12 protein-coding genes and 4 pseudogenes are annotated in these 19,573 nt (G+C 54.8%); 2 read left to right on the top strand and 14 right to left on the bottom strand.

The window, feature by feature from the left end; translation table 11 throughout:
• Positions 1-319: 319 nt before the first annotated feature.
• The 8 genes and pseudogenes from AU509_RS06875 to lolC form a co-directional block, all read right to left on the bottom strand.
• Positions 320-1,770: pseudogene (locus AU509_RS06875) on the bottom strand (protein adenylyltransferase SelO).
• A gap of 104 nt (positions 1,771-1,874) precedes the next feature.
• On the bottom strand, positions 1,875-2,609 hold the full coding sequence (locus AU509_RS06870) for an EAL domain-containing protein (protein ID WP_085650862.1): 735 nt from the start codon (positions 2,607-2,609) through the stop codon (positions 1,875-1,877).
• Between the two features lie 486 nt (positions 2,610-3,095).
• Positions 3,096-3,542, bottom strand: a complete 447-nt coding sequence (locus tag AU509_RS06865; protein ID WP_409359750.1) for an NlpC/P60 family protein — start codon at positions 3,540-3,542, stop codon at positions 3,096-3,098.
• 470 nt (positions 3,543-4,012) lie between these two features.
• The gene (gene cobB, locus AU509_RS06860; protein WP_094117978.1) at positions 4,013-4,843 is read right to left on the bottom strand and encodes a Sir2 family NAD+-dependent deacetylase; all 831 of its coding nucleotides are present in this window, start codon (positions 4,841-4,843) and stop codon (positions 4,013-4,015) included.
• A gap of 9 nt (positions 4,844-4,852) precedes the next feature.
• Positions 4,853-5,766 (bottom strand): annotated as a pseudogene (gene nagK / locus AU509_RS06855) (N-acetylglucosamine kinase).
• Between the two features lie 74 nt (positions 5,767-5,840).
• On the bottom strand, positions 5,841-7,088 hold the full coding sequence (lolE, locus tag AU509_RS06850; RefSeq protein ID WP_094117977.1) for a lipoprotein-releasing ABC transporter permease subunit LolE: 1,248 nt from the start codon (positions 7,086-7,088) through the stop codon (positions 5,841-5,843).
• Positions 7,085-7,792, bottom strand: a complete 708-nt coding sequence (gene lolD / locus AU509_RS06845; protein ID WP_085650865.1) for a lipoprotein-releasing ABC transporter ATP-binding protein LolD — start codon at positions 7,790-7,792, stop codon at positions 7,085-7,087. Before lolD ends, lolE begins: the two co-directional genes overlap by 4 nt.
• A pseudogene (gene lolC, locus AU509_RS06840) lies at positions 7,785-8,985 on the bottom strand (lipoprotein-releasing ABC transporter permease subunit LolC). Before lolC ends, lolD begins: the two are co-directional and overlap by 8 nt.
• Positions 8,986-9,121: 136 nt before the next feature.
• Here lolC and mfd point away from each other — a divergent pair.
• Positions 9,122-12,569: pseudogene (mfd, locus tag AU509_RS06835) on the top strand (transcription-repair coupling factor).
• Between the two features lie 468 nt (positions 12,570-13,037).
• Complete coding sequence (locus AU509_RS06830) at positions 13,038-13,940, top strand: glutamate/aspartate ABC transporter substrate-binding protein (protein WP_094117976.1); 903 nt, start codon at positions 13,038-13,040, stop codon at positions 13,938-13,940.
• A gap of 122 nt (positions 13,941-14,062) precedes the next feature.
• Here the strand turns inward: AU509_RS06830 and AU509_RS06825 are convergent, their stop codons facing one another.
• The 6 genes from AU509_RS06825 to hinT form a co-directional block, all read right to left on the bottom strand.
• Complete coding sequence (locus AU509_RS06825; protein ID WP_085650869.1) at positions 14,063-14,602, bottom strand: glycine zipper 2TM domain-containing protein; 540 nt, start codon at positions 14,600-14,602, stop codon at positions 14,063-14,065.
• Positions 14,603-14,936: 334 nt separating this feature from the next.
• Complete coding sequence (locus tag AU509_RS06820) at positions 14,937-16,244, bottom strand: NAD(P)/FAD-dependent oxidoreductase (RefSeq protein ID WP_094118037.1); 1,308 nt, start codon at positions 16,242-16,244, stop codon at positions 14,937-14,939.
• A gap of 352 nt (positions 16,245-16,596) precedes the next feature.
• Positions 16,597-17,637: a beta-N-acetylhexosaminidase gene (gene nagZ / locus AU509_RS06815; RefSeq protein WP_094117975.1), complete on the bottom strand. Its 1,041-nt coding sequence runs from the start codon at positions 17,635-17,637 to the stop codon at positions 16,597-16,599.
• 24 nt (positions 17,638-17,661) lie between these two features.
• Positions 17,662-18,510, bottom strand: a complete 849-nt coding sequence (locus AU509_RS06810) for a phosphotransferase (protein ID WP_094117974.1) — start codon at positions 18,508-18,510, stop codon at positions 17,662-17,664.
• 6 nt (positions 18,511-18,516) lie between these two features.
• The gene (gene lpoB / locus AU509_RS06805) at positions 18,517-19,101 is read right to left on the bottom strand and encodes a penicillin-binding protein activator LpoB (RefSeq protein WP_094117973.1); all 585 of its coding nucleotides are present in this window, start codon (positions 19,099-19,101) and stop codon (positions 18,517-18,519) included.
• A gap of 91 nt (positions 19,102-19,192) precedes the next feature.
• The gene (gene hinT, locus AU509_RS06800) at positions 19,193-19,543 is read right to left on the bottom strand and encodes a purine nucleoside phosphoramidase (RefSeq protein ID WP_094117972.1); all 351 of its coding nucleotides are present in this window, start codon (positions 19,541-19,543) and stop codon (positions 19,193-19,195) included.
• Positions 19,544-19,573 lie beyond the last annotated feature (30 nt).

The following is a 19,573-nucleotide window of genomic DNA, read 5'->3' as shown; positions in this document are numbered from 1 at the left end:
CCGAATTCAGTACTCGCCCTTGCCGCAGGATAAAAGAGATTTTTGTATATTACGGAAAACCACTGCGCTTCGTTGAAAGGAAACCAGTCGGATAAGCTGAGCGGGTATGAATTCAGATTGCTTTAAACGCTAGTATATAAACAGAAAATAATTTTTGCTCCAGCCGGAGTGAACTTATTTTGCAGAAACTTGTCTTTCGAAAGGGAATCTGTTCACAAAACGAGCCGACCGGGTGTAAATTCGCCGCGCAAGTCCCTTTATCACTTCAGAGCGCCTCCCGCCCAACTCGCAGATCCATCATGAAAAATGCCAGGGCTATTTAGCTGGAACAGGAAATTTCCAAATGTTTTCCCCATTCAGGCGGAGGCGCTGACAGCTCAGTCAAATCCGGCTCTGTGTTGAAAGGCTGGCTAATAGCACGGTGCAAACGCGACAGCGCTTCGATATCGTCCTGTTCAGCCCGTTCAATGGCCTGTTGCGCCAGATAGTTACGCAATACGTACGTTGGATTGGCGTTCTGCATGTTTTTCTGCCGGACAACCTCGTCATCGGGCTCAAGTAGCAGTCGGCGTCGATAAGCGGCAAACCAGCGGTCAAATGCTTCGCGATCGACAAACTCATCGCGCAGCGGCGAACGCTCGTTGTGTGCTTCCGTCTCACATAGCAGCAGGAAAGTTCGGTTGTAGTCGGCTTTTTCCTGATGCATGAGACGAAATAATCCCGTCAGGATGTCGTTATCCGCTGGGTCTGCAAACGAGAAGCCCAGTTTCGCGCGCATCAGCTCGCCGTACCGTTGCATTAATACTGGCGCGAAGCGATCCAGCGCTGACTGCAACACTTCCGGCGACATCAGCCAGAGAGCGATTGAGCCAGCCGATGTAGATTCCACTGCGCCGCTGCTGGCTGATTATCAAAAGAGTAACGCCCTTGGTAATCAGAGTGATTGCAGATGAAATGGGGATCGTAATCGTCCAAAAAGCCGAACGGGCCGTAGTCAATTGTCATACCCAGAATGGACATATTATCGGTGTTCATTACGCCATGCGCGAAGCCCACCGACTGCCAGTGCGCAATCAGACGCGCGGTGCGCTCCACCACGTCGGTGAACCACAGGCGATATTTATCCGACTCCAGATGCCACTGCGGCCAATGGTGCTCAATGACAAAATCAGCCAACTGACGGACTTTCTCGGGCTCGCGACGATAATAAAAGTGTTCGAAATGGCCGAATCGCACATGACTTTCCGCAATGCGCACAAGCATTGCGCCCCGCTCTACCGTTTCACGCTGCACCCCTTGTTCACTAGTGGCGATCGTCAGCGCACGTGTCGTCGGGATCCCCAAAGCATGTAATGCCTCAGAGGCCAAAAACTCACGGATCACCGAACGCAATACGGCACGCCCGTCACCCTGACGCGAATAAGGTGTTTTCCCCGCCCCCTTAAGATGCCAGTCAACGTGGCGTCCGTCGGCTAACAGCTGCTCGCCAAGTAAAACTCCCCGACCATCCCCTAATTGACCGGCCCACACGCCAAACTGATGTCCACTGTAGACCTGTGCAAGCGGCTGCATACCTGGCAGGTGTTTTTCACCGCACCAAATAGGGCTGTTCTCAGGCGTAAACCATTCTGCGGACAATCCCAGCTCGTTGGCCAGCGCTTGACTGTGGTAAAGCAGCCTGGCGCCTTGCAACGGAGAAGGTTCCACCGGGGTGTAGAAATCGGGTAGTTGCTGGTAGTAACGATTATGGAATTTAAGCGGGTTCGGCATGGTCGGATCCTCTTTTTACCGCAGTGTAGAGCGGTGTACAAGGAATTAACACTGAGTAAAGATAAGGATATTAATGAGCAGAAGAGATGGATTACGCGACAGATTTACCCATAGCACACCGCAGCGGGTAGTTTCTGATCCAGCTGTTCTAACGGCACCGCAGGCCAGAGTTGCCCCTGAACGCCACTGATGTCGAGATCGTATGACTTTTCAAGCAAGGCTGGGCTATCAATTCCCTGAGCAATCACCATCATTCCGGCGTTATGCTTTTTGATGACGCTCAGCATGGGGGTGATCATAGAGACTTCCGTCGGACGAGTTAATAAGCGCTGGACGAAACGAGGATCCAATTTCACATGGCGAAATAAGCCATCGTAAAATGGTTTCAAATTGGTTTTTCCCGAGCCGAAATTATCCAGCCACAAATTAAACGATTCACTGAGCGCCAGAATATTAGGATTTTCCTTACCTTCGTCGAGGTTAGGATAAATCTCATTAATTTCGAGTTGGATAAAAGAAAGTTCGTTAAGCGTCATTTTAATTTTTTCATCACGAATAACTAATTCAGACAAAGCACGATCAATCTTGAGCAAAACCATCACCTGATTATCTCGAAACCATGACGCTTTGCTTTTAATAATAAGAAGTTGCTCTTTAAATAAGGCAACCTTCTGCGATCTATCGAGCAGGCTCAACAAGATACTCTGGGGCATAGCCAGATTGCCGGCGACGCTGTGAAAGCGGCCAGTCATTTCCACGGCGAGAAGCCGGGCGTCTAGGCTATAGACCGGTGAAAATAGGTAGTTGCTGATATACTCCACATCAAGCTGGATACGCATAGTGTTTTAGCCAGAATCAGATAATGTGAACATTCACCCGAACAGAGACGTCAAACATCGCACGTTTCCATTCACCACAACTCAATCAGTCATTATTAATCGATTGATCGTTTGTCATATATTAATCATAAGTCTAATAAATTAAGACGGTTAAGATCACGCGAATGCGATGGTCATAATAAAAACTGCGCAGGGTGAAAACTGAATAAAAGAACGTCTTACAATCACTCTATAATGCGAGCGCAAGAGAACACAATTCGTTTTTCACTTTTCAGACAAACCCCCAATAAGCGTTGCAGTTTATTAACAAACATTTTCAATTTCAGAACACTGATAATATTACAACCACGATACACAACAAATACTCAACCAACTTTCACAATAGGCCTTTCATTACGTTCGGGATTCTAACCGTGGAGCTTTCGATGCTGTCTCTTAACACCCTAAAAATATCGGTTCAGAGACTCAAGGATGCATCGAGCTCCATCAGATTCTGCGAGCCTGCCAATAGGCTCGTTTCCAATAAACATTGTTAAGCGATGAACGCGTCACGCCTTTGCTCGTGGAAGCATGGATGAATTGCTCATTAGCATCATAGATGCCCACATGCATACCGCTATTCCCGCTTCCGGTTTTGAAAAACACCAGATCGCCCGGCAACAGGTCTTCTTTATCGATACGCGTGCCCACTTCGACCTGATCTTCCGTTGAGCGCGGCAACTGCACGCCAAATTTGTCTCGGAATGTCAGATAGACGAAACCCGAACAATCCACGCCACGGCGGTTAAGGCCCCCATAGCGGTAGGGCGTTCCACGCCATTCGGCCAGTTGCTGGTGTAACTGTGCTTTGACTTCCCGGGAATCACTCAAGCGCCCGTTCAGCGGCGGCGCATGATGGCTGCAACCAGAAAGGACCATGAGGACCGCTGCCATCACTATAAATTTCCAACGCAACACGTACATACGCTCACTCACGCTCGCTCGGGAAGATAATTGACCTGCCATACTCGCGATCGATGGCCTTTATCAGAACATTATAATGTTTTTTATCTTAGGCAATGGCCGAAATACCCTATCAATCATTGCATTTGCCCTATGATGACACACTGGGCATGCAATAATAACTAAACAGAACAGTATCCCTGCTCTCTTGATCACATGAAAATTAAGCGCAGCCCCACAAACCTTTTCTGCAAAGCGAAATCTGGATGGCCGTTGCCCCGCGACGCGGCACTACCAGCGCCCCCATGACTGCAAAACAGTAACCCAATAAAAACGATGTAAAAAAGGCCCATGCGCGGCATGGGCCTGAGTATTCCCTAACGGGTTCACTGGACGCTATCTCGATTAAGCGGAAGTTCGCGCCAGACGTTTGTCTTCACGTGACCGGTGAGACAAACGGCTTAAAACGAGATGCTGATGTGCGCAAGCAACCAACGGCGGACGAAATCCGGCACCACCTGGCTGGCTGGGCCATAAATTTTCTCATCAAAATGGCTTTCGACCTGGCTCGGTTCAAGATTAAGCTCAACCGTATGCGCCCCGTGCTGATGCGCCTCATAAACAAATCCGGCTGCGGGATAGACGTTGCCCGATGTGCCGATGGCAATGAAGAAATCCGCTTCGGTCAATGCCTGATATATGCGATCCATGTCCAGTGGCATTTCGCCGAACCAAACAATGTGAGGACGCAAACGTGCCGGAATTTCACAGCACGTGCACCGTTCGTCTTCACCGACGTCCCCGTCACGTTCGAATACTTGTCCGCTTCGATCGCAACGCACCTTATGCAGCTCGCCGTGCATATGCACCACGCGCTGACTCCCGGCCCGTTCATGCAAATCATCGATGTTCTGCGTGACCAGTAAAAAGTCGTCGCCCAATATCTCTTCCCACTGCGCCAGCGCTCGGTGGGCGTCATTCGGGACAATCTCCGGCTGCGTCAGCTGACGGCGTCGGTCGTTGTAAAAACGCTGAACCAGCGCCGGATCCCGCAAGAATCCCTCCGGCGTCGCCACATCTTCAACACGATGCTCTTCCCACAGCCCATCAGCAGCGCGAAAAGTTTGAAGGCCGGATTCCGCAGAAATACCCGCGCCGGTGAGTACCACCACACGAGGTTTTTTCACGTGTTTCACCGCCAGATAATCAATGTGAAAAATACGCGCACGCAAACGCTGATGACGCATACGCTTCCCCTGACGAAAACGGCCTAAACGCCGATGCGAATGCATGTTTGCTCCTTAAGGCTCCAGTAAGTGTAGCAAAGCCGCTCCCCGCACACCGCCCGCATCCCCATAGCGCGCCTTTTCGATCGAAGGCAAACGTGCTGTAGGTAACAGGAAGTCAGGTAAATAACGCGGCAATAATGAATAAATAGCGTCGAAATTAGAAAGGCCGCCGCCCAGCACTAGAAGAGACGGGTCAAGCAACGTCAGCAGATTACCCAGACAAGCGGCCAAAAGCCGCATATAACGCTCGACGTGGATCTGAGCCTGCTTATCGCCGGCGTCATAGCGCTGGATAATGGCGGTGGCGGGCAGGGGCTGCGAATAGCGATGCTGATATAGCCATTCGAAGCCCCGACCTGAAATATAGTTTTCAATACACCCTTTTCGACCACATCCGCAGGGCGCCTGGCACAATTCAGCGCCAAGAATATCCAGCGCATCCGCGGGTAACCGGGTGTGCCCGAACTCGCCAGCAATGCCGTTGGCGCCATTCACCGGGTGGCCGTTGACGATCAGGCCGCCCCCCACCCCGGTCCCCAAAATAAGACCGAAGATGACCGGAGAATGGCGGAAGTCAGGGTGATGTGCTTCAGAAAGGGCAAAACAGTTGGCGTCGTTGCTAATGCGGATTTCCCGTTGCAACAGGCGGGTAAGATCCTGATGCAAAGTACGCCCCATGGCGGAGGGCAGATTAGCGGTAAACAACGTCCCAGCGTCTTGTTCGTACAAACCGGGTACGCCGATGCCGATGGAACCAGGCTTCCGGCCACCGTATCAGCTTCATCAGTCAGTAGCTTCAGCGTCGTCAGCAACTGACCATAGTCATCGCGCGGCGTCGCCACGCGCTTTTGCCATACCGGCCGCCAGTCGGCGTCAAACACACCGATTTCTATTTTGGTGCCGCCGACATCGAACCCGTAATACATACCCTACTCCCTTCACTCCCGCTGGCTCAGAGTTTGACGCTACCGCGACTGAGCCGTGAACGTTGTGTCCCTGCTTATTGCCCGCTCAACACTCTGGCAGGATCGATGCGGCTGGCCCGGCGTGCGGGATACCAGCTGGCGATCAGGCTGAGCGCTAACGCGGTGACCAACACCAGTATGACGTCAGCGGCATGCAGTTCTGACGGCAGGAAGTCAATAAAGTAGATATCGCCGGACAGAAAACGATGGCCGGTTATCATTTCGATACCGCGGATCAACGGCGTGAGCTGCAGCGTGGCGATAATCCCAACGATGGCTCCCAGCACGCTGCCGAGCAGGCCCGCCAGCAGACCATACCAGACGAAAATGGCGCGTATCAGTCCGTCCCCGGCGCCCAGCGTTCGTAATACGGCGATATCGCTGCTCTTGTCTTTCACCGCCATCACCAACGTGGAGACAATATTGAAACTGGCGACCCCAATCACCAATACCATCGCCAGATACATAATCGTGCGGATCATCTGAATATCGCGATACATATAGCCGTAAGTGCCAATCCAGCTGCGGATGTAAACGTACTCTTCCGTTACCTTGCCTGCATCGCGCACCAGTTGATTGGCGGCAAACACATCATCCATCTTCAGCGCCAGACCGGTTACCGCTTCGCCCATATCCAGATACCCCTGCGCATCTTTCAACGGCACTAATGCCAGGCTGTGATCGAGCTGCCCGCTCAGTTGAAGAATACCGGTGACGTGTAAACGGATGCGCTTAGGCTGTAGCAACTTCATCTGCGGATCGCTGTTGGGGATCATCACCGTCACCCACTCGCCCTCATTCACGCCTAGAGCATCAGCCACGCCTTTCCCCAGCACGACCTGCTGCTCACCGGCCTGAAAACGGCTCCAGGCATCGTTCAGAACAAAATGCGGCAGCGCGCTTAGACGAAGCTCCTGCTGTGGATCAACCCCTTTGAACTGAATGGCCCGCAGGTTGGCGCCGTGTTCCAGTAATCCGGTGAAATTGATGTAAGGCGCAACTGCGGCAATGCCCGGCACCGCTTCAACCTTCGGAATCATCGCCTGCCAGCCAGTAAAGGGCGGATTAACCGCTTCGATTTCTCCGTGTGGCACCACGGCCAAAATACGATTTTTGAGCTCACGCTCGAAGCCGTTCATCGCACTTAACCCGACGATCAGCACCGCAACCCCCAGCGCAATTCCGAACGTGGAAATCGCCGAGATTAACGACACCATGCCGCTGCGACGACGTCCCCGACTAAACCGCAATCCCACCCGTAGTGAAAGTGGAGGAAAACTCATTGCGGTGCCCCCACCAGCGTCAGTTCCTGCTGAAGTTGACCGTCGCGCATTTCCAACTGTCGGCTGAGGCGATGCGCCAGCTGCAAATCATGCGTGACCACCAGAAATGCGGTGCCCTGACGCACGTTCAGTTCGCCTAAAAGTTCAAAGATGGTATCGGCAGTACGCTGATCGAGATTGCCGGTAGGCTCATCGGCCAGCACCAAGGACGGGTTGTTCACCAGCGCGCGAGCTATCGCAACGCGCTGGCGCTCCCCCCCAGAAAGCTCTGCGGAGCGATGGTGACTGCGTTTTTCCAGTCCAACCGCCGCCAGCATGTCACGCGCCTGTTCTTTGGCGGCTTTCGGCGACGTTTTTCCGATCAACAGCGGCATCGCCACGTTTTCCAACGCAGTGAAATCCGGAAGCAGATGATGGAACTGGTAGATGAACCCCAGTTCGTGGTTGCGCAACGCCGCTTTGGCCGCGGGGGACAAGGTGTTCAGCGGTTTGTCTTTGAAAATTACGTCGCCCGAGGTCGGCGAATCCAGGCCGCCCAGCAAATGCAGCAGCGTACTTTTGCCGGACCCCGAACTCCCGACTATCGCCATCATTTCGCCCGGCGCCATCTCAAACGAGACGTCCTTCAACACATCGGTCGAGACCTTCCCGTCCTGATAGCGCTTGCACAAATGGCGGCACTGTAACAATAAATTCTTATTCATAACGTAAAGCCTCAGCAGGATGGACGGCGGCGGCGCGCCAGGAAGGATACAGCGTGGAGAGCAGCGCCAGCAGCATCGCCACGAGCGCGATCACCGTTACCTGCAGCGGCTCGATGACGACCGGCAGAGATCCGCCGTCGATGAGCAGCCCCAGCAACGGCAGCAGCGTATTCAGTTGCTGGCCAACAGCACGCCAAACAACGCCCCCACCAGCGATCCCAACACGCCGCTCCGCCGCCCTGAACCATAAACAGCGCCATAATTTGACGCTGCGTCAATCCCTGCGTCTGCAAAATCGCTACTTCTCCCTGTTTCTCCATCACCAGCAGTCCCAGCGACGTGATGATGTTAAAGGCCGCCACGGCCACGATGAGACTCAACAACAGCCCCATCATATTTTTTTCCATTCGTACCGCCTGAAACAGTTCGCCCTTACGCTCGCGCCAGTCTTTCCATACGGTCCCGGCGGGCAACGATTGCTGACTGAGCGAATCTACCGTCAGCGGTTCTTGCAACCAGAGCCGCCAGCCGGTGATATTGCCGAGCGGGTAGCGCAGCAGTCGAGAGGCATCCTGCTGATTAACCAACAGCTGATAGCCGTCCACCTCGCTTTGCGCGGCGAACGTGCCCGCCACCGTGAACAGACGTTGGCTAGGAATGCGGCCCATGGGCGTAAGCTGGCTGGCGCTGGTCACCATCAGGCGCAACTGTTCGCCGCGTTTAACGCCCAGTTGACTCGCCAACTGCTCGCCCAAGATGACCTGATAGGCCCCCGGCTGCAGCTGCTGCTGACGGGTGTTGACCAGATAGCGCGACAACGGCTCGTCTTCGTCCGGATTCACGCCCAGCATGACGCCAACCGCCACGCCGCGCGCGCTTTGCAACACCACGTCGCCCGTCGTCAGGGGCGCGATACGCGTCACGCCTTTGAGGTTTTGCAAATCGGAAACCGGTAGCTGACCAGGGTTCAGCGACCCCTGGGGCGTAGTAATCAATGCCTGCGGCATCAATCCCAGAATGCTTTTTTCCAGTTCTCGTTCGAATCCGTTCATCACGGAAAGGACGGTGACCAACGCCATCACGCCGAGGGTGATGCCGATAGCCGACAGCCAGGAGACAAACCGCCCAAAGCGGTCCGAGGCACGCCCGCGCATGTAGCGAAGGCCGATAAATAACGCGACAGGTTGATACATGAAATCCGTCTGGATGAGGTTGCTAAAGCAAAGTGATCAAGGATAATAAAGGGTAGTACCGCTTTATGGAACCCTAACTATCTCTCTCTCCGGCTTTTTCTTAGAGGGGCCGAGATTAAGACCTGATAATCAGACTATGCCTGAACAATACCGTTATACCTTGCCACGCAAAGCGGGAGAGCAGCGCCTGCTGGGCGAATTGACCGGCGCGGCGTGCGCCGTCGAATGCGCAGAAATCATCGAACGTCATGCAGGGCTGGTGGTGATGATCGCCCCGGATATGCAAAATGCGCTGCGGCTTCGTGACGAAATCCAACAGTTTACGGATCAGCCGGTGACCACCTTGCCGGACTGGGAAACCTTGCCTTACGACAGTTTCTCGCCTCATCAGGAAATTATCTCTGCCCGACTCGCGACCTTGTATCAGCTCCCGCTGATGGAGCGTGGCGTGCTCATCCTGCCGGTCAACACGCTGATGCAGAAAGTCTGCCCGCATACGTTCCTGCATGGGCATGCGCTGATGTTGAAAAAAGGCCAGCATCTGTCTCGCGACAAACTGCGCGAACAGCTGGAACAAGCGGGCTATCGCAGCGTGGATCAAGTGATGGAGCATGGGGAATTCGCTACGCGCGGCGCGTTGCTAGACCTGTTCCCGATGGGCAGCGAAGAACCGTTCCGCATCGACTTCTTCGATAATGACATCGATAGCCTGCGGCTGTTTGATGTCGATACCCAGCGTACGCTGAATGAGGTCGACCACATCAGCCTGCTGCCCGCTCACGAGTTCCCGACGGACAAAGACGCCATCGAGCTGTTCCGCAGCCAGTGGCGAGAGCAGTTTGAGGTGCGACGCGACCCGGAGCACGTCTACCAGCAGGTCAGCAAAAACACCTGGCCCGCCGGTATCGAATATTGGCAACCGCTGTTTTTCAGCCAGCCCCTGCCCTCGCTATTCAGCTACTTCCCAGAAGGGACATTACTGGTCAACAGCGGCGATCTGCAGCACAGCGCAGAACGGTTCTGGCAAGACATTCAACAGCGCTATGACAGCCGTAGCGTCGATCCGATGCGTCCGCTGCTGGCCCCGCCCGTCCTGTGGCTACAGGTCGACACGCTGCTGAGCGAAATCAAGCAATGGCCGCGCGTACAGCTGCGCACGGAGTCATTGCCGTCGAAGGCCGCCAACGTCAATCTGGCTACCAGACGCTGCCGGTGCTGGCCGTCGAACATCAGCAAAAATCCCCGCTCGATGCGCTGCGCCGTTTCGTGGAGCAGTTCAGCGGCCGCATTGTCTTCTCGGTCGAGAGTGAGGGCCGACGGGAAACGCTGCAGGAACTGTTGTCACGCATCAAACTGGCGCCGAAACCCATTGCCCGTCTTGAGCAGGCGCAAGATTCCGGCTGCTATCTGCAGGTTGGAGCGAGCGAACATGGATTCGTGGATACCCTGCGACACTGGGCGCTGATATGCGAAAGCGATCTGCTGGGCGAACGCGTCAGCCGACCACGTCAGGACAACCGCCGCGCCATTAATACCGAAACGCTGATCCGCAACCTGGCGGAGCTGCGCACCGGACAACCGGTCGTACACCTTGAACACGGCGTGGGGCGCTATGCCGGACTCACCACCCTTGAAGCGGGCGGTATCACGGCGGAGTACCTGATCCTGCATTACGCGGGCAACGATAAACTCTACGTCCCGGTCTCCTCGCTGCATCTGATCAGCCGCTATGCGGGCGCAGCGACGAAAACGCACCGCTGCACAAGCTGGGCGGCGACGCCTGGGTCCGCGCCCGTCAAAAAGCCGCCGAGAAAGTGCGCGATGTCGCCGCCGAGCTGCTGGATGTGTATGCCCAGCGCGAGGCCAAGCGCGGATTCGCCTTCAAACACGATAAAGCCCAATACCAGTTGTTCTGCGAAGGCTTTCCATTCGAAACCACACCGGATCAGGCTCAGGCGATCAACGCCGTGCTGAGCGACATGTGCCAGCCGCTGGCGATGGATCGTCTGGTGTGCGGCGATGTCGGCTTCGGCAAAACCGAAGTCGCCATGCGCGCCGCCTATCTGGCGGTCGAGAACCACAAACAGGTCGCCGTCTTAGTCCCTACCACCCTATTGGCTCAGCAGCACTTCGATAATTTCCGCGACCGCTTCGCCAACTGGCCCGTTCGCATCGAGATGATCTCCCGTTTCCGCAGTCAGAGCGAGCAGTCCCAAGTGCTGGAACAAACGCGCGAGGGTAAAGTCGACATTCTCATCGGCACCCATAAGCTGTTGCAGAGCGATGTTCATTGGCACGATCTCGGCCTGCTCATTGTGGATGAAGAGCACCGCTTCGGCGTACGCCACAAAGAGCGCATCAAAGCCATGCGCGCCAACGTCGATATCCTGACGCTGACCGCCACGCCTATCCCGCGAACGCTGAATATGGCAATGAGCGGTATGCGCGATTTGTCGATCATCGCGACCCCGCCAGCACGCCGTTTGGCCGTCAAAACATTCGTTCGCGAATATGACAGCCTGGTGGTGCGAGAAGCCATTCTGCGTGAAACGCTGCGTGGCGGTCAGGTGTACTACCTGTACAACGACGTCGAGAACATTGAAAAAGCAGCGCAGCGACTGAGCGAACTGGTGCCAGAGGCGCGAATCACCATCGGCCACGGCCAGATGCGCGAGCGCGATCTCGAGCGGGTGATGAACGACTTCCATCACCAGCGTTTCAATGTGCTGGTATGTACGACAATTATCGAAACCGGTATCGATATACCCAGCGCCAATACCATCATTATCGAACGCGCCGATCATTTCGGGCTGGCGCAGCTTCACCAGCTGCGCGGACGCGTTGGCCGCTCTCATCATCAGGCTTACGCCTATCTGTTGACCCCGAATCCAAAAGCCATGAGTACGGATGCGCACAAACGTCTGGAAGCCATCGCTTCGCTGGAAGATCTGGGCGCGGGTTTCGCGCTCGCGACCCACGATCTGGAGATCCGCGGCGCAGGCGAACTGTTGGGCGAAGGTCAAAGCGGGCAGATGGAAAGCGTTGGCTTTTCGCTGTACATGGAGCTGCTGGAAAGCGCGGTCGACTCCCTCAAGGAAGGTCGCGAACCGTCGCTGGAGGATCTGATCAGCAATCAGACCGATGTCGAACTGCGCCTGCCTTCCCTCCTGCCGGAAGATTTTATCCCCGACGTGAATACCCGACTGTCGTTCTATAAACGGATCGCCAGCGCCCACGGCGACGGTGAGTTAACCGATCTCCGAGCTGAGCTGATTGACCGATTCGGCCCGCTGCCGGACGCCGCGCGCAATCTGTTGCAAATTGCCACATTACGTCAGCAGGCACAGTCATTGGGCATCAAGCGGATCGAAGGGCACGACAAAGGCGGTTTTATTGAGTTTAGCCAAAATAACCGTGTCGAGCCGAGCCATTTGATTGGTCTGTTGCAGCGAGAGCCCGGCGTCTACCGGTTAGATGGGCCAACCCGCCTCAAGTTCATCACCGACCTGAGCGACCGCCCTGCGCGATTAACGTTTATCCGCGAGCTGTTAACGTCGATGGCGCAGCATACTTGTCCTGCCTAAAGCACATCACCATGTTTAACCGGCATGTGCGTCGGTGATATGGCTAACTTTTCTAGACCCCGGTTTAATCCGGGGTCTTTTTATCTGCGCTCCAGACGCCCGACACGATCCTGAGGTCTCCTTCAAACGCTATCCAAGGCTTCCCCGCAACGATCGTCCGTCAGACGCCCTAAGGCATCGCTTTTAGCATACCCTCCATCTCGCCAATGCACCGAAAAGATGCACGGCCACCGAGTCCGACAAACGATGCGCGTGGCGTTGAATTCTTTTCTCCCTTTGAGGCCTTATTCCCCACGGGTTCGCCGCCCGTCAGGGCTTGAGTCATCGCATCATGGCATCAATTTTGCCTAATGATGCAGCCCGCCGGACGGCAATGCTCCACGCCCCGGCCGAGCGGGCCCGTCACAGCGTGGGTTTCTAGAAACGTTCTACGCTTAAGCGGTCAATACATACACAACGGAGTACATCATGAAAAGAACGACATTGATCTCGGCTATTCTAGTCGGGACCGCTTGCCATGCAGCCTATTCCGCGGACACGAACGCTTCGACCAACGATACACTGCAAAAAATTAAAGAACGTGGGCTGATTGTGGTTGGGCATCGCGAGTCCTCCGTTCCCTTTTCCTATCTGGACAACGATCAGAAAGTCGTCGGCTATTCGCAGGAGTATTCGAATGCGATTGTCGATGCAGTGAAAAAACAGCTGGGCCTGCCTAACCTGACGGTGAAGATGGTGCCGATTACCTCATCGACCCGTATTCCCTTACTGCAAAACGGTACGATAGATTTCGAGTGTGGCTCGACCACCAACAATGCGGAACGTCAGCAGCAGGCCGCATTCTCCAACTCCATCTTTATCGTGGGTGGAAAACTGTTGGTCAGAAAAGATAGCGGCATTAGTGATTTCAGCGATCTTGCCGGTAAGCCAGTCGTGACGACGGCGGGGACAACCAACGAGATCCTGCTCAACCAGTTGAATGACAAGAACAGCCTGAAGATGCGCATCATTTCAGCTAAAGACCACAGCGATGCTTTCCGAACGCTGGAAAGCGGACGCGCGGTGGCGTTCTATATGGACGATCCTCTATTAGCCGGAGAACGCGCCAAGGCGAAGAAACCAAGTCAGTGGGCTATCGTCGGCACCGCGCAGTCTCACGAAGCCTACGGCTGTATGCTGCGCAAAGACGACCCGGCATTCAAGAAACTGATGGATACGACGATCGCCCAGGCGCAGACCCAAGGTGAAGCAGAGAAGTGGTATCAGCGCTGGTTCACGCAGCCTATTCCTCCGAAAAACATCAACATGAACTTTGAGATGTCCGAGGATATGAAAGCCCTGTTTAAGACGCCAAACGACCGTATTCTGTAGTGAGTGCGCCTCGCCGGCACAAACGTCTCGCGAGGGAACGCGAAACGGTTGAACGCGACAGGTTCCGTCCGAAAAACCGTCGGATGGAACCAGTGCGATAGAGAAGGAGTTTGAGAAACGCCTTAAATCTGCTCGCTCAACACCAGCTGACCATTTCGGTCTAGCGGGATTTTGGTACCAGGATCGCGTTCCATACGCACTTTTCCTTCCTGTTCGCCGATCTTGTAGGTCACGTCGTAGCCCAGCACTTTTTGCGACTTGTCATATACCGTCTGACAGCGTTGCTGAGTGGAAGAATAGGTATCCCGCTCCTGCATCTTGCCTTGTACCTGATTACCCGCGTAACCGCCCGCTAAGGCACCCGCGACCGTCGCAACGTCTCGACCACGCCCGCCGCCGAACTGGTGGCCTAAAACACCACCGGCAACCGCGCCGAGGACCGACCCGGTGATACGGTTTTCATCTTGCACAGGCTGTCTGTGAGCCACCGTGACGTTGCGGCACTCCTGCCGCGGCGTTTTAACGGTTTCTTTAATCGGTGTTGCCGCTAACACCTGGGCAAACTGCGGCTTAGGCGAGAAGACATCCATACTGGCGACCGCGGCCACACCCAGTGCGGCGGCAACGCCGATCCCCACGCCAGCTAACATTGACTTGTTCACAGGAAACCTCCTGAATAGATATTCACGCATTCTCCATCTCGCCCAACGCCATCCTGTCGCAACAGACCGGAGCAGAGCGGTGATGATTATGCCGAAAGCGCCAACTTTCGGGTGATGCGACGTGCGCGCAACGCCGTTCGTAAACAGGGGGAAGTCTGCACAAAGTGATTTTGAGGGACAATAGGATTAATGAACCAAACGCCGATCGACATCCGCAAACATTGCGCTTTGGGATTTTTCTTATCAATTTCAGCAAAGAAGGGTAAGCATAACTATTTACAAAACAATCAATTAATGCCGCCTGTCACGGTAACAGACGGCCTGGTTCTGACAATCAGTGCAGTTTCAGCTTGGGTCGGATAACCCGGTTGATGCGTCCCACCAGCATCATCAGGCCGGTTCTGACGTAGCCGTGCAGCGCAATCTGATGCATACGATACAGTGAGATGTAAACGAAACGCGCAATCCGTCCTTCGACCATGACTGAGCCACGCATCAGGTTGCCCATCAGGTTGCCGACGGTGCTGTAGTTGGACAGCGAGACCAGCGAACCGTGATCTTTGTAGACATAAGATTTCAGCGGTTTTTCGTTGATCAGCGCCATGATGTTATCAAAGCACAGCGAGGCCATCTGATGCGCAGCCTGTGCGCGAGGAGGCACGAAACCGCCTCCTTCCTGCGGGCAGGAAGCACAGTCGCCCAAGGCGAAGATACTGGTATCACGCGTCGTTTGCAGCGTGGGCTCGACCACCAGCTGGTTAATGCGGTTGGTTTCCAGACCAGCAATCTCTTTCATCGCATCCGGCGCTTTGATACCCGCGGCCCACACCATCAGATCGGCATCGATAAACTCACCGTCTTTGGTATTCAGACCATGAGGCTCTGCGCTGGTCACCATGGTTTTCGTCAGTACCCGGACACCGATGTTGGTCAGTTCCTGATGAACGGCCGAAGAGATACGCGGCGGAAGCGCAGGCAGGATACGTTCGCCCGCTTCGACCAGCGTCACGTTCAGCGTCTGATTATCCAGCGCGTTGAAACCATAGCTGTTCAACTGTTTGACGGCGTTATACAACTCGGCAGACAGCTCGACGCCCGTCGCGCCGCCCCCCACGATAGCGATATTGACGCGCTCTTTGCGGCTCGGATCAGCGTTGAACTTGAGGAACAGGTCCAGCATTTCGTTGTGGAATCGACGTGCCTGTTTGGGGTTGTCGAGGAAGATGCAATGCTCTTTCACGCCGGGAGTACCAAAATCATTAGAGGTACTGCCCAGCGCCACGACCAAAATATCGTACGGCAACGTGCGCGCGGCAACCAACGGCTCACCAGCATCGTTACGAATTTCGGCCAATTCGATCTCTTTTTGCTCGCGGTTGATGCCCGTCAACGTCCCCATCTGGAACTGGTAATGATGATTGCTGGCGTGCGCCAGGTAGCTCAACGAATCCATATCGTCGTCCAGAGAGCCGGTTGCCACTTCGTGCAGCAGTGGTTTCCATAAATGGCTCGAATTACGATCGACAAGTGTTATTTCGGCTTTGTTTTTACGGCCCAGTTTGTGCCCGAGGCTTGTCGCAAGCTCTAGTCCGCCAGCGCCACCGCCGACAATCACAATTTTCTTGATTGGCAAAGATGTCAAAATGACCCCCTGAAAAATAGGTAAGCCCACGGTTAACAAAGGAAAGTCATAATATCCTTATATAACATGTGGTTCTATAAAGTTAGTCGGTATCTACGGGCAGGATATCATGGCGGGTCATATGGTCATACCAAAATTGATATATATCAATTCTTTTTGATATTTCTTAAACAGCGCTTAATGAAAAGTCATTTATAAACAGATGGTTAAAAAACTGAAACGATTCGTTTAATACCTTAAACCTGAACCTGTTTTAGCGCGTATCAGGCATGAGTGACAAAGAGAAGAAATCATCGAGGCGTCCCAACGTAATAGAACGCCTCGAGCGGTGCTGCGGGGTTGTAAAGATTGCCTATTTCGTCGTTTTACACGCCTGCCAGCGCTCATTGAGCGTGGTCAACTGCTGACTCACTCGTTTCCAACGCGGGGAATCCAACAGTTCACGGCGCGTGAAATGACCACGGTGCCTTAACCGTTCAAGGCCCGGCACTTCACGATGAGGGAGATGATCCAGCACGCTGACGGCCCCTTCCCGATGATTGCACACTAAAATCATGTCACAACCGGCTGACAAAGAGGCCTCGGCCCGCTCGGGATAGCTCCCCATGACCGCAGCGCCCTCCATCGACAAATCATCGGAGAATATGATGCCGTCAAATTTCAGCTCCTGACGCAAAATACGTTTCAGCCAGTAGGGAGAACCGCTGGCAGGAAGCGGGTCGCCTTCGGTGTAAATTACATGCGCAGGCATAATGGCGTCGAGCTGTCCGCGCTTGATCAATTCACGGAACACCGACATGTCCCGTTCCCGGATCTGAGCCAGCGGACGAGGATCTCGCGGAGTTTCTTTGTGCGAGTCTGCGCTAACCGCACCATGACCAGGAAAATGTTTGCCCGTCGCTTTCATTCCCGCCGAGTGCATGCCGGTGATGAATCGATCCGCCACCGCCAATACGGTGTTGGGATCATCATGAAATGCCCGTTCGCCGATAGCGGCGCTCTGATGGCCGACATCCAGCACTGGCGCAAAGCTGATATCGATATCCATCGCAATCATTTCCGCGGCCATCAGCCAACCGCCCTCTTCCGCCAGCGCTTCCGCCTCCGCTAAGTCGTTTAACGCCGCGAAAGACTGAGCTGCCGGTAACGCAGTAAAACCATCGCGGAAGCGCTGAACGCGGCCGCCCTCTTGATCGACGGCGATCGCCAGCGGCTGTCGCGCCGCCTGACGTATCTGACGCACCAGCTCGCTGAGCTGATCCGCATCATGAAAATTGCGGCTAAACAGAATTACACCGCCGACCAGCGGATGAGCCAGCACTTCGCGGTCTTCGGCATCCAGCTCGTAGCTGGCCACATCTAACATTAATGGACCCACAACAACCTCTTTCATCTGTTTTATTTGCCCTGCGTACCTTTACCAGGGCAAGCCTAATCGCAACCGCAACGGCGTTGCGGCCTGCAAAAATATCGTCTGACGCGTCTGCTGCCAGCGCACTTCGTACCACATCAGCATCAGGAAATCGACCCACGGCAGCCACTGCTTTATCCGTTCGCTGAGTATCCGCGGCGACATGTTGGGCCATTGGCGACAATACTCCGCCAGGAAACGCTGTTGTCGTTCCTGCGTTAGCGTGTTTGCCCGGAACAACGCCGCCAGTTCTAAAGCGATATCGCCATCGGCCGCATATTCCCAATCAATGAGATGCCAGTTTTGCGCATGTTGAACGAGGTTGCCCGGATGTACGTCCAGATGCAACGGGGCGAGGATGAACGCGGGCGGTAAGGGGCGGCTTAGCCATCGTTTAAGGTGATGCAGCAGCGTTGGCGTACGCCGGGCGGGACACATGTTTTGCCAGTGGCGAGCCAACAATGTTTTCAGCGGCAGCGGAAAACCGTAGCGAGGTTGATGATGCAATGCCGCCAGCCGGGCCGCCAGCTCGCCGTTGTACAACAGATCGACGAACTGCGATTCCGTGGCAACGCTCCCGTCTAGCCACTCCACCAGCAGCCACTGATTACATAGGCCCACAGGCCCCGGCGCCAGTCCGGCTGCGGATAGCTGCCGCAACACCCGGAATTCACGCCGACGGTCTCCGCCCAGCTGCGCGCCATGTCGGGTTTGCTCACGAGCAATCCAGTCGCCTTTGGGCGTGTGGACTCGCCAGCTTTCTGCGCTCAGTCCTCGCACCTCAGACAAATAAAAACCGGCGGTCGACGCCGGTTTTTGTTGTTCAAGCAACGCAAGGAGCGCTGATTGACTCATCGGACCTTACTCATGAATCGCGCCGCTGCCGGACCAGACAATTTCACCCGTCTGAACCAGCATCAATTGCAGCTCAAGCTCAGGGGATTTCGCGTCACCGCTCGCGTCACTATAAAGCACATACTGCGCCCCGACGTAGCGGGCCAGGCCGATCGCTTTGCTGCGCGATCCCAAACTGTCTTCCGAAGACAGACCTAACGTCTGCCGCGCCACACCCAGCTGCTGCCGAGATACCAAAGTAAACACCGGATTGGAACCCAGAGCGTTGTATAGAGCCGAGGTCGCTTTCCCGGTCTGCAAGGAGCCGTTGGTGCTGTTTTTCACATTATCGAGCAGGAGTAAACTGCCTTTAGTCACCCCGTCCGCCTTCAACATCTGATCGACCAGCGGAGAAACACTCGCCTGCCAGTCCAGAGGAGACTGAAGTTTAGGTGGCGAAGGTACCGGCTCAGACTGAGGAGGCAATGGCTGCGAAGGCACTGTCGGCTCTGCCGGTTGAACGGGAGCAGGCGGCTGCTCTGGTTGTTGCTGACGGCTGGTACAACCCGCAGCGATCAGCGCAAGCAGCAGTACGCCCAGATATTTCTTCATGATTTTCCTCTCAACGACCTCAAGCAGAAATGACGACACGCTAATGAGCCGTAACGACGTAGCGATACGTTTTTTGTGACAACGTCACAAATTAAATGGACAGCAACGGACCCAGCGCACACCCACCCAGCAGGTGCATGTGCACATGGTAGACTTCCTGCCCGCCATGACGGTTACAGTTGATGACCAGCCGGTAGCCATCCTCGGCGATCCCTTCCTGCCGGGCGATTTTGCCCGCCACCGTAATCATACGTCCCAGCGCGGCTTCATGCTCGGCCGTCGCATCGTTGACGGTAGGAATCAGAACATTCGGTATGATGAGAATGTGGGTGGGTGTGCGCGGAGCAATGTCACGAAACGCGGTGACCAAATCGTCCTGATAAACCACATCCGCTGGAATTTCCCGGCGGATAATTTTACTAAAAATCGTTTCCTCAGCCATGATAATTGTCCTTTTAATACCCGCGCCTTC

Source organism: Lonsdalea britannica, assembly GCF_002111595.1.
Lineage (GTDB): Bacteria > Pseudomonadota > Gammaproteobacteria > Enterobacterales > Enterobacteriaceae > Lonsdalea > Lonsdalea britannica.
Note: the sequence above shows the minus strand (reverse complement) of the source record. Positions and strands in the feature narration are given on the sequence as shown.

Coding starts and splice junctions, on each gene's coding strand:
- AU509_RS06830 (WP_094117976.1), top strand. CDS start 13,038: ATGAAAAGAACGACATTGATCTCGGCTATTCTAGTCGGGACCGCTTGC.
- AU509_RS06870 (WP_085650862.1), bottom strand. CDS start 2,609: ATGCGTATCCAGCTTGATGTGGAGTATATCAGCAACTACCTATTTTCA.
- AU509_RS06865 (WP_409359750.1), bottom strand. CDS start 3,542: ATGGCAGCGGTCCTCATGGTCCTTTCTGGTTGCAGCCATCATGCGCCG.
- lolD (WP_085650865.1), bottom strand. CDS start 7,792: ATGAATAAGAATTTATTGTTACAGTGCCGCCATTTGTGCAAGCGCTAT.
- cobB (WP_094117978.1), bottom strand. CDS start 4,843: ATGCATTCGCATCGGCGTTTAGGCCGTTTTCGTCAGGGGAAGCGTATG.
- lolE (WP_094117977.1), bottom strand. CDS start 7,088: ATGAGTTTTCCTCCACTTTCACTACGGGTGGGATTGCGGTTTAGTCGG.
- AU509_RS06810 (WP_094117974.1), bottom strand. CDS start 18,510: ATGAGTCAATCAGCGCTCCTTGCGTTGCTTGAACAACAAAAACCGGCG.
- lpoB (WP_094117973.1), bottom strand. CDS start 19,101: ATGAAGAAATATCTGGGCGTACTGCTGCTTGCGCTGATCGCTGCGGGT.
- nagZ (WP_094117975.1), bottom strand. CDS start 17,637: ATGAAAGAGGTTGTTGTGGGTCCATTAATGTTAGATGTGGCCAGCTAC.
- hinT (WP_094117972.1), bottom strand. CDS start 19,543: ATGGCTGAGGAAACGATTTTTAGTAAAATTATCCGCCGGGAAATTCCA.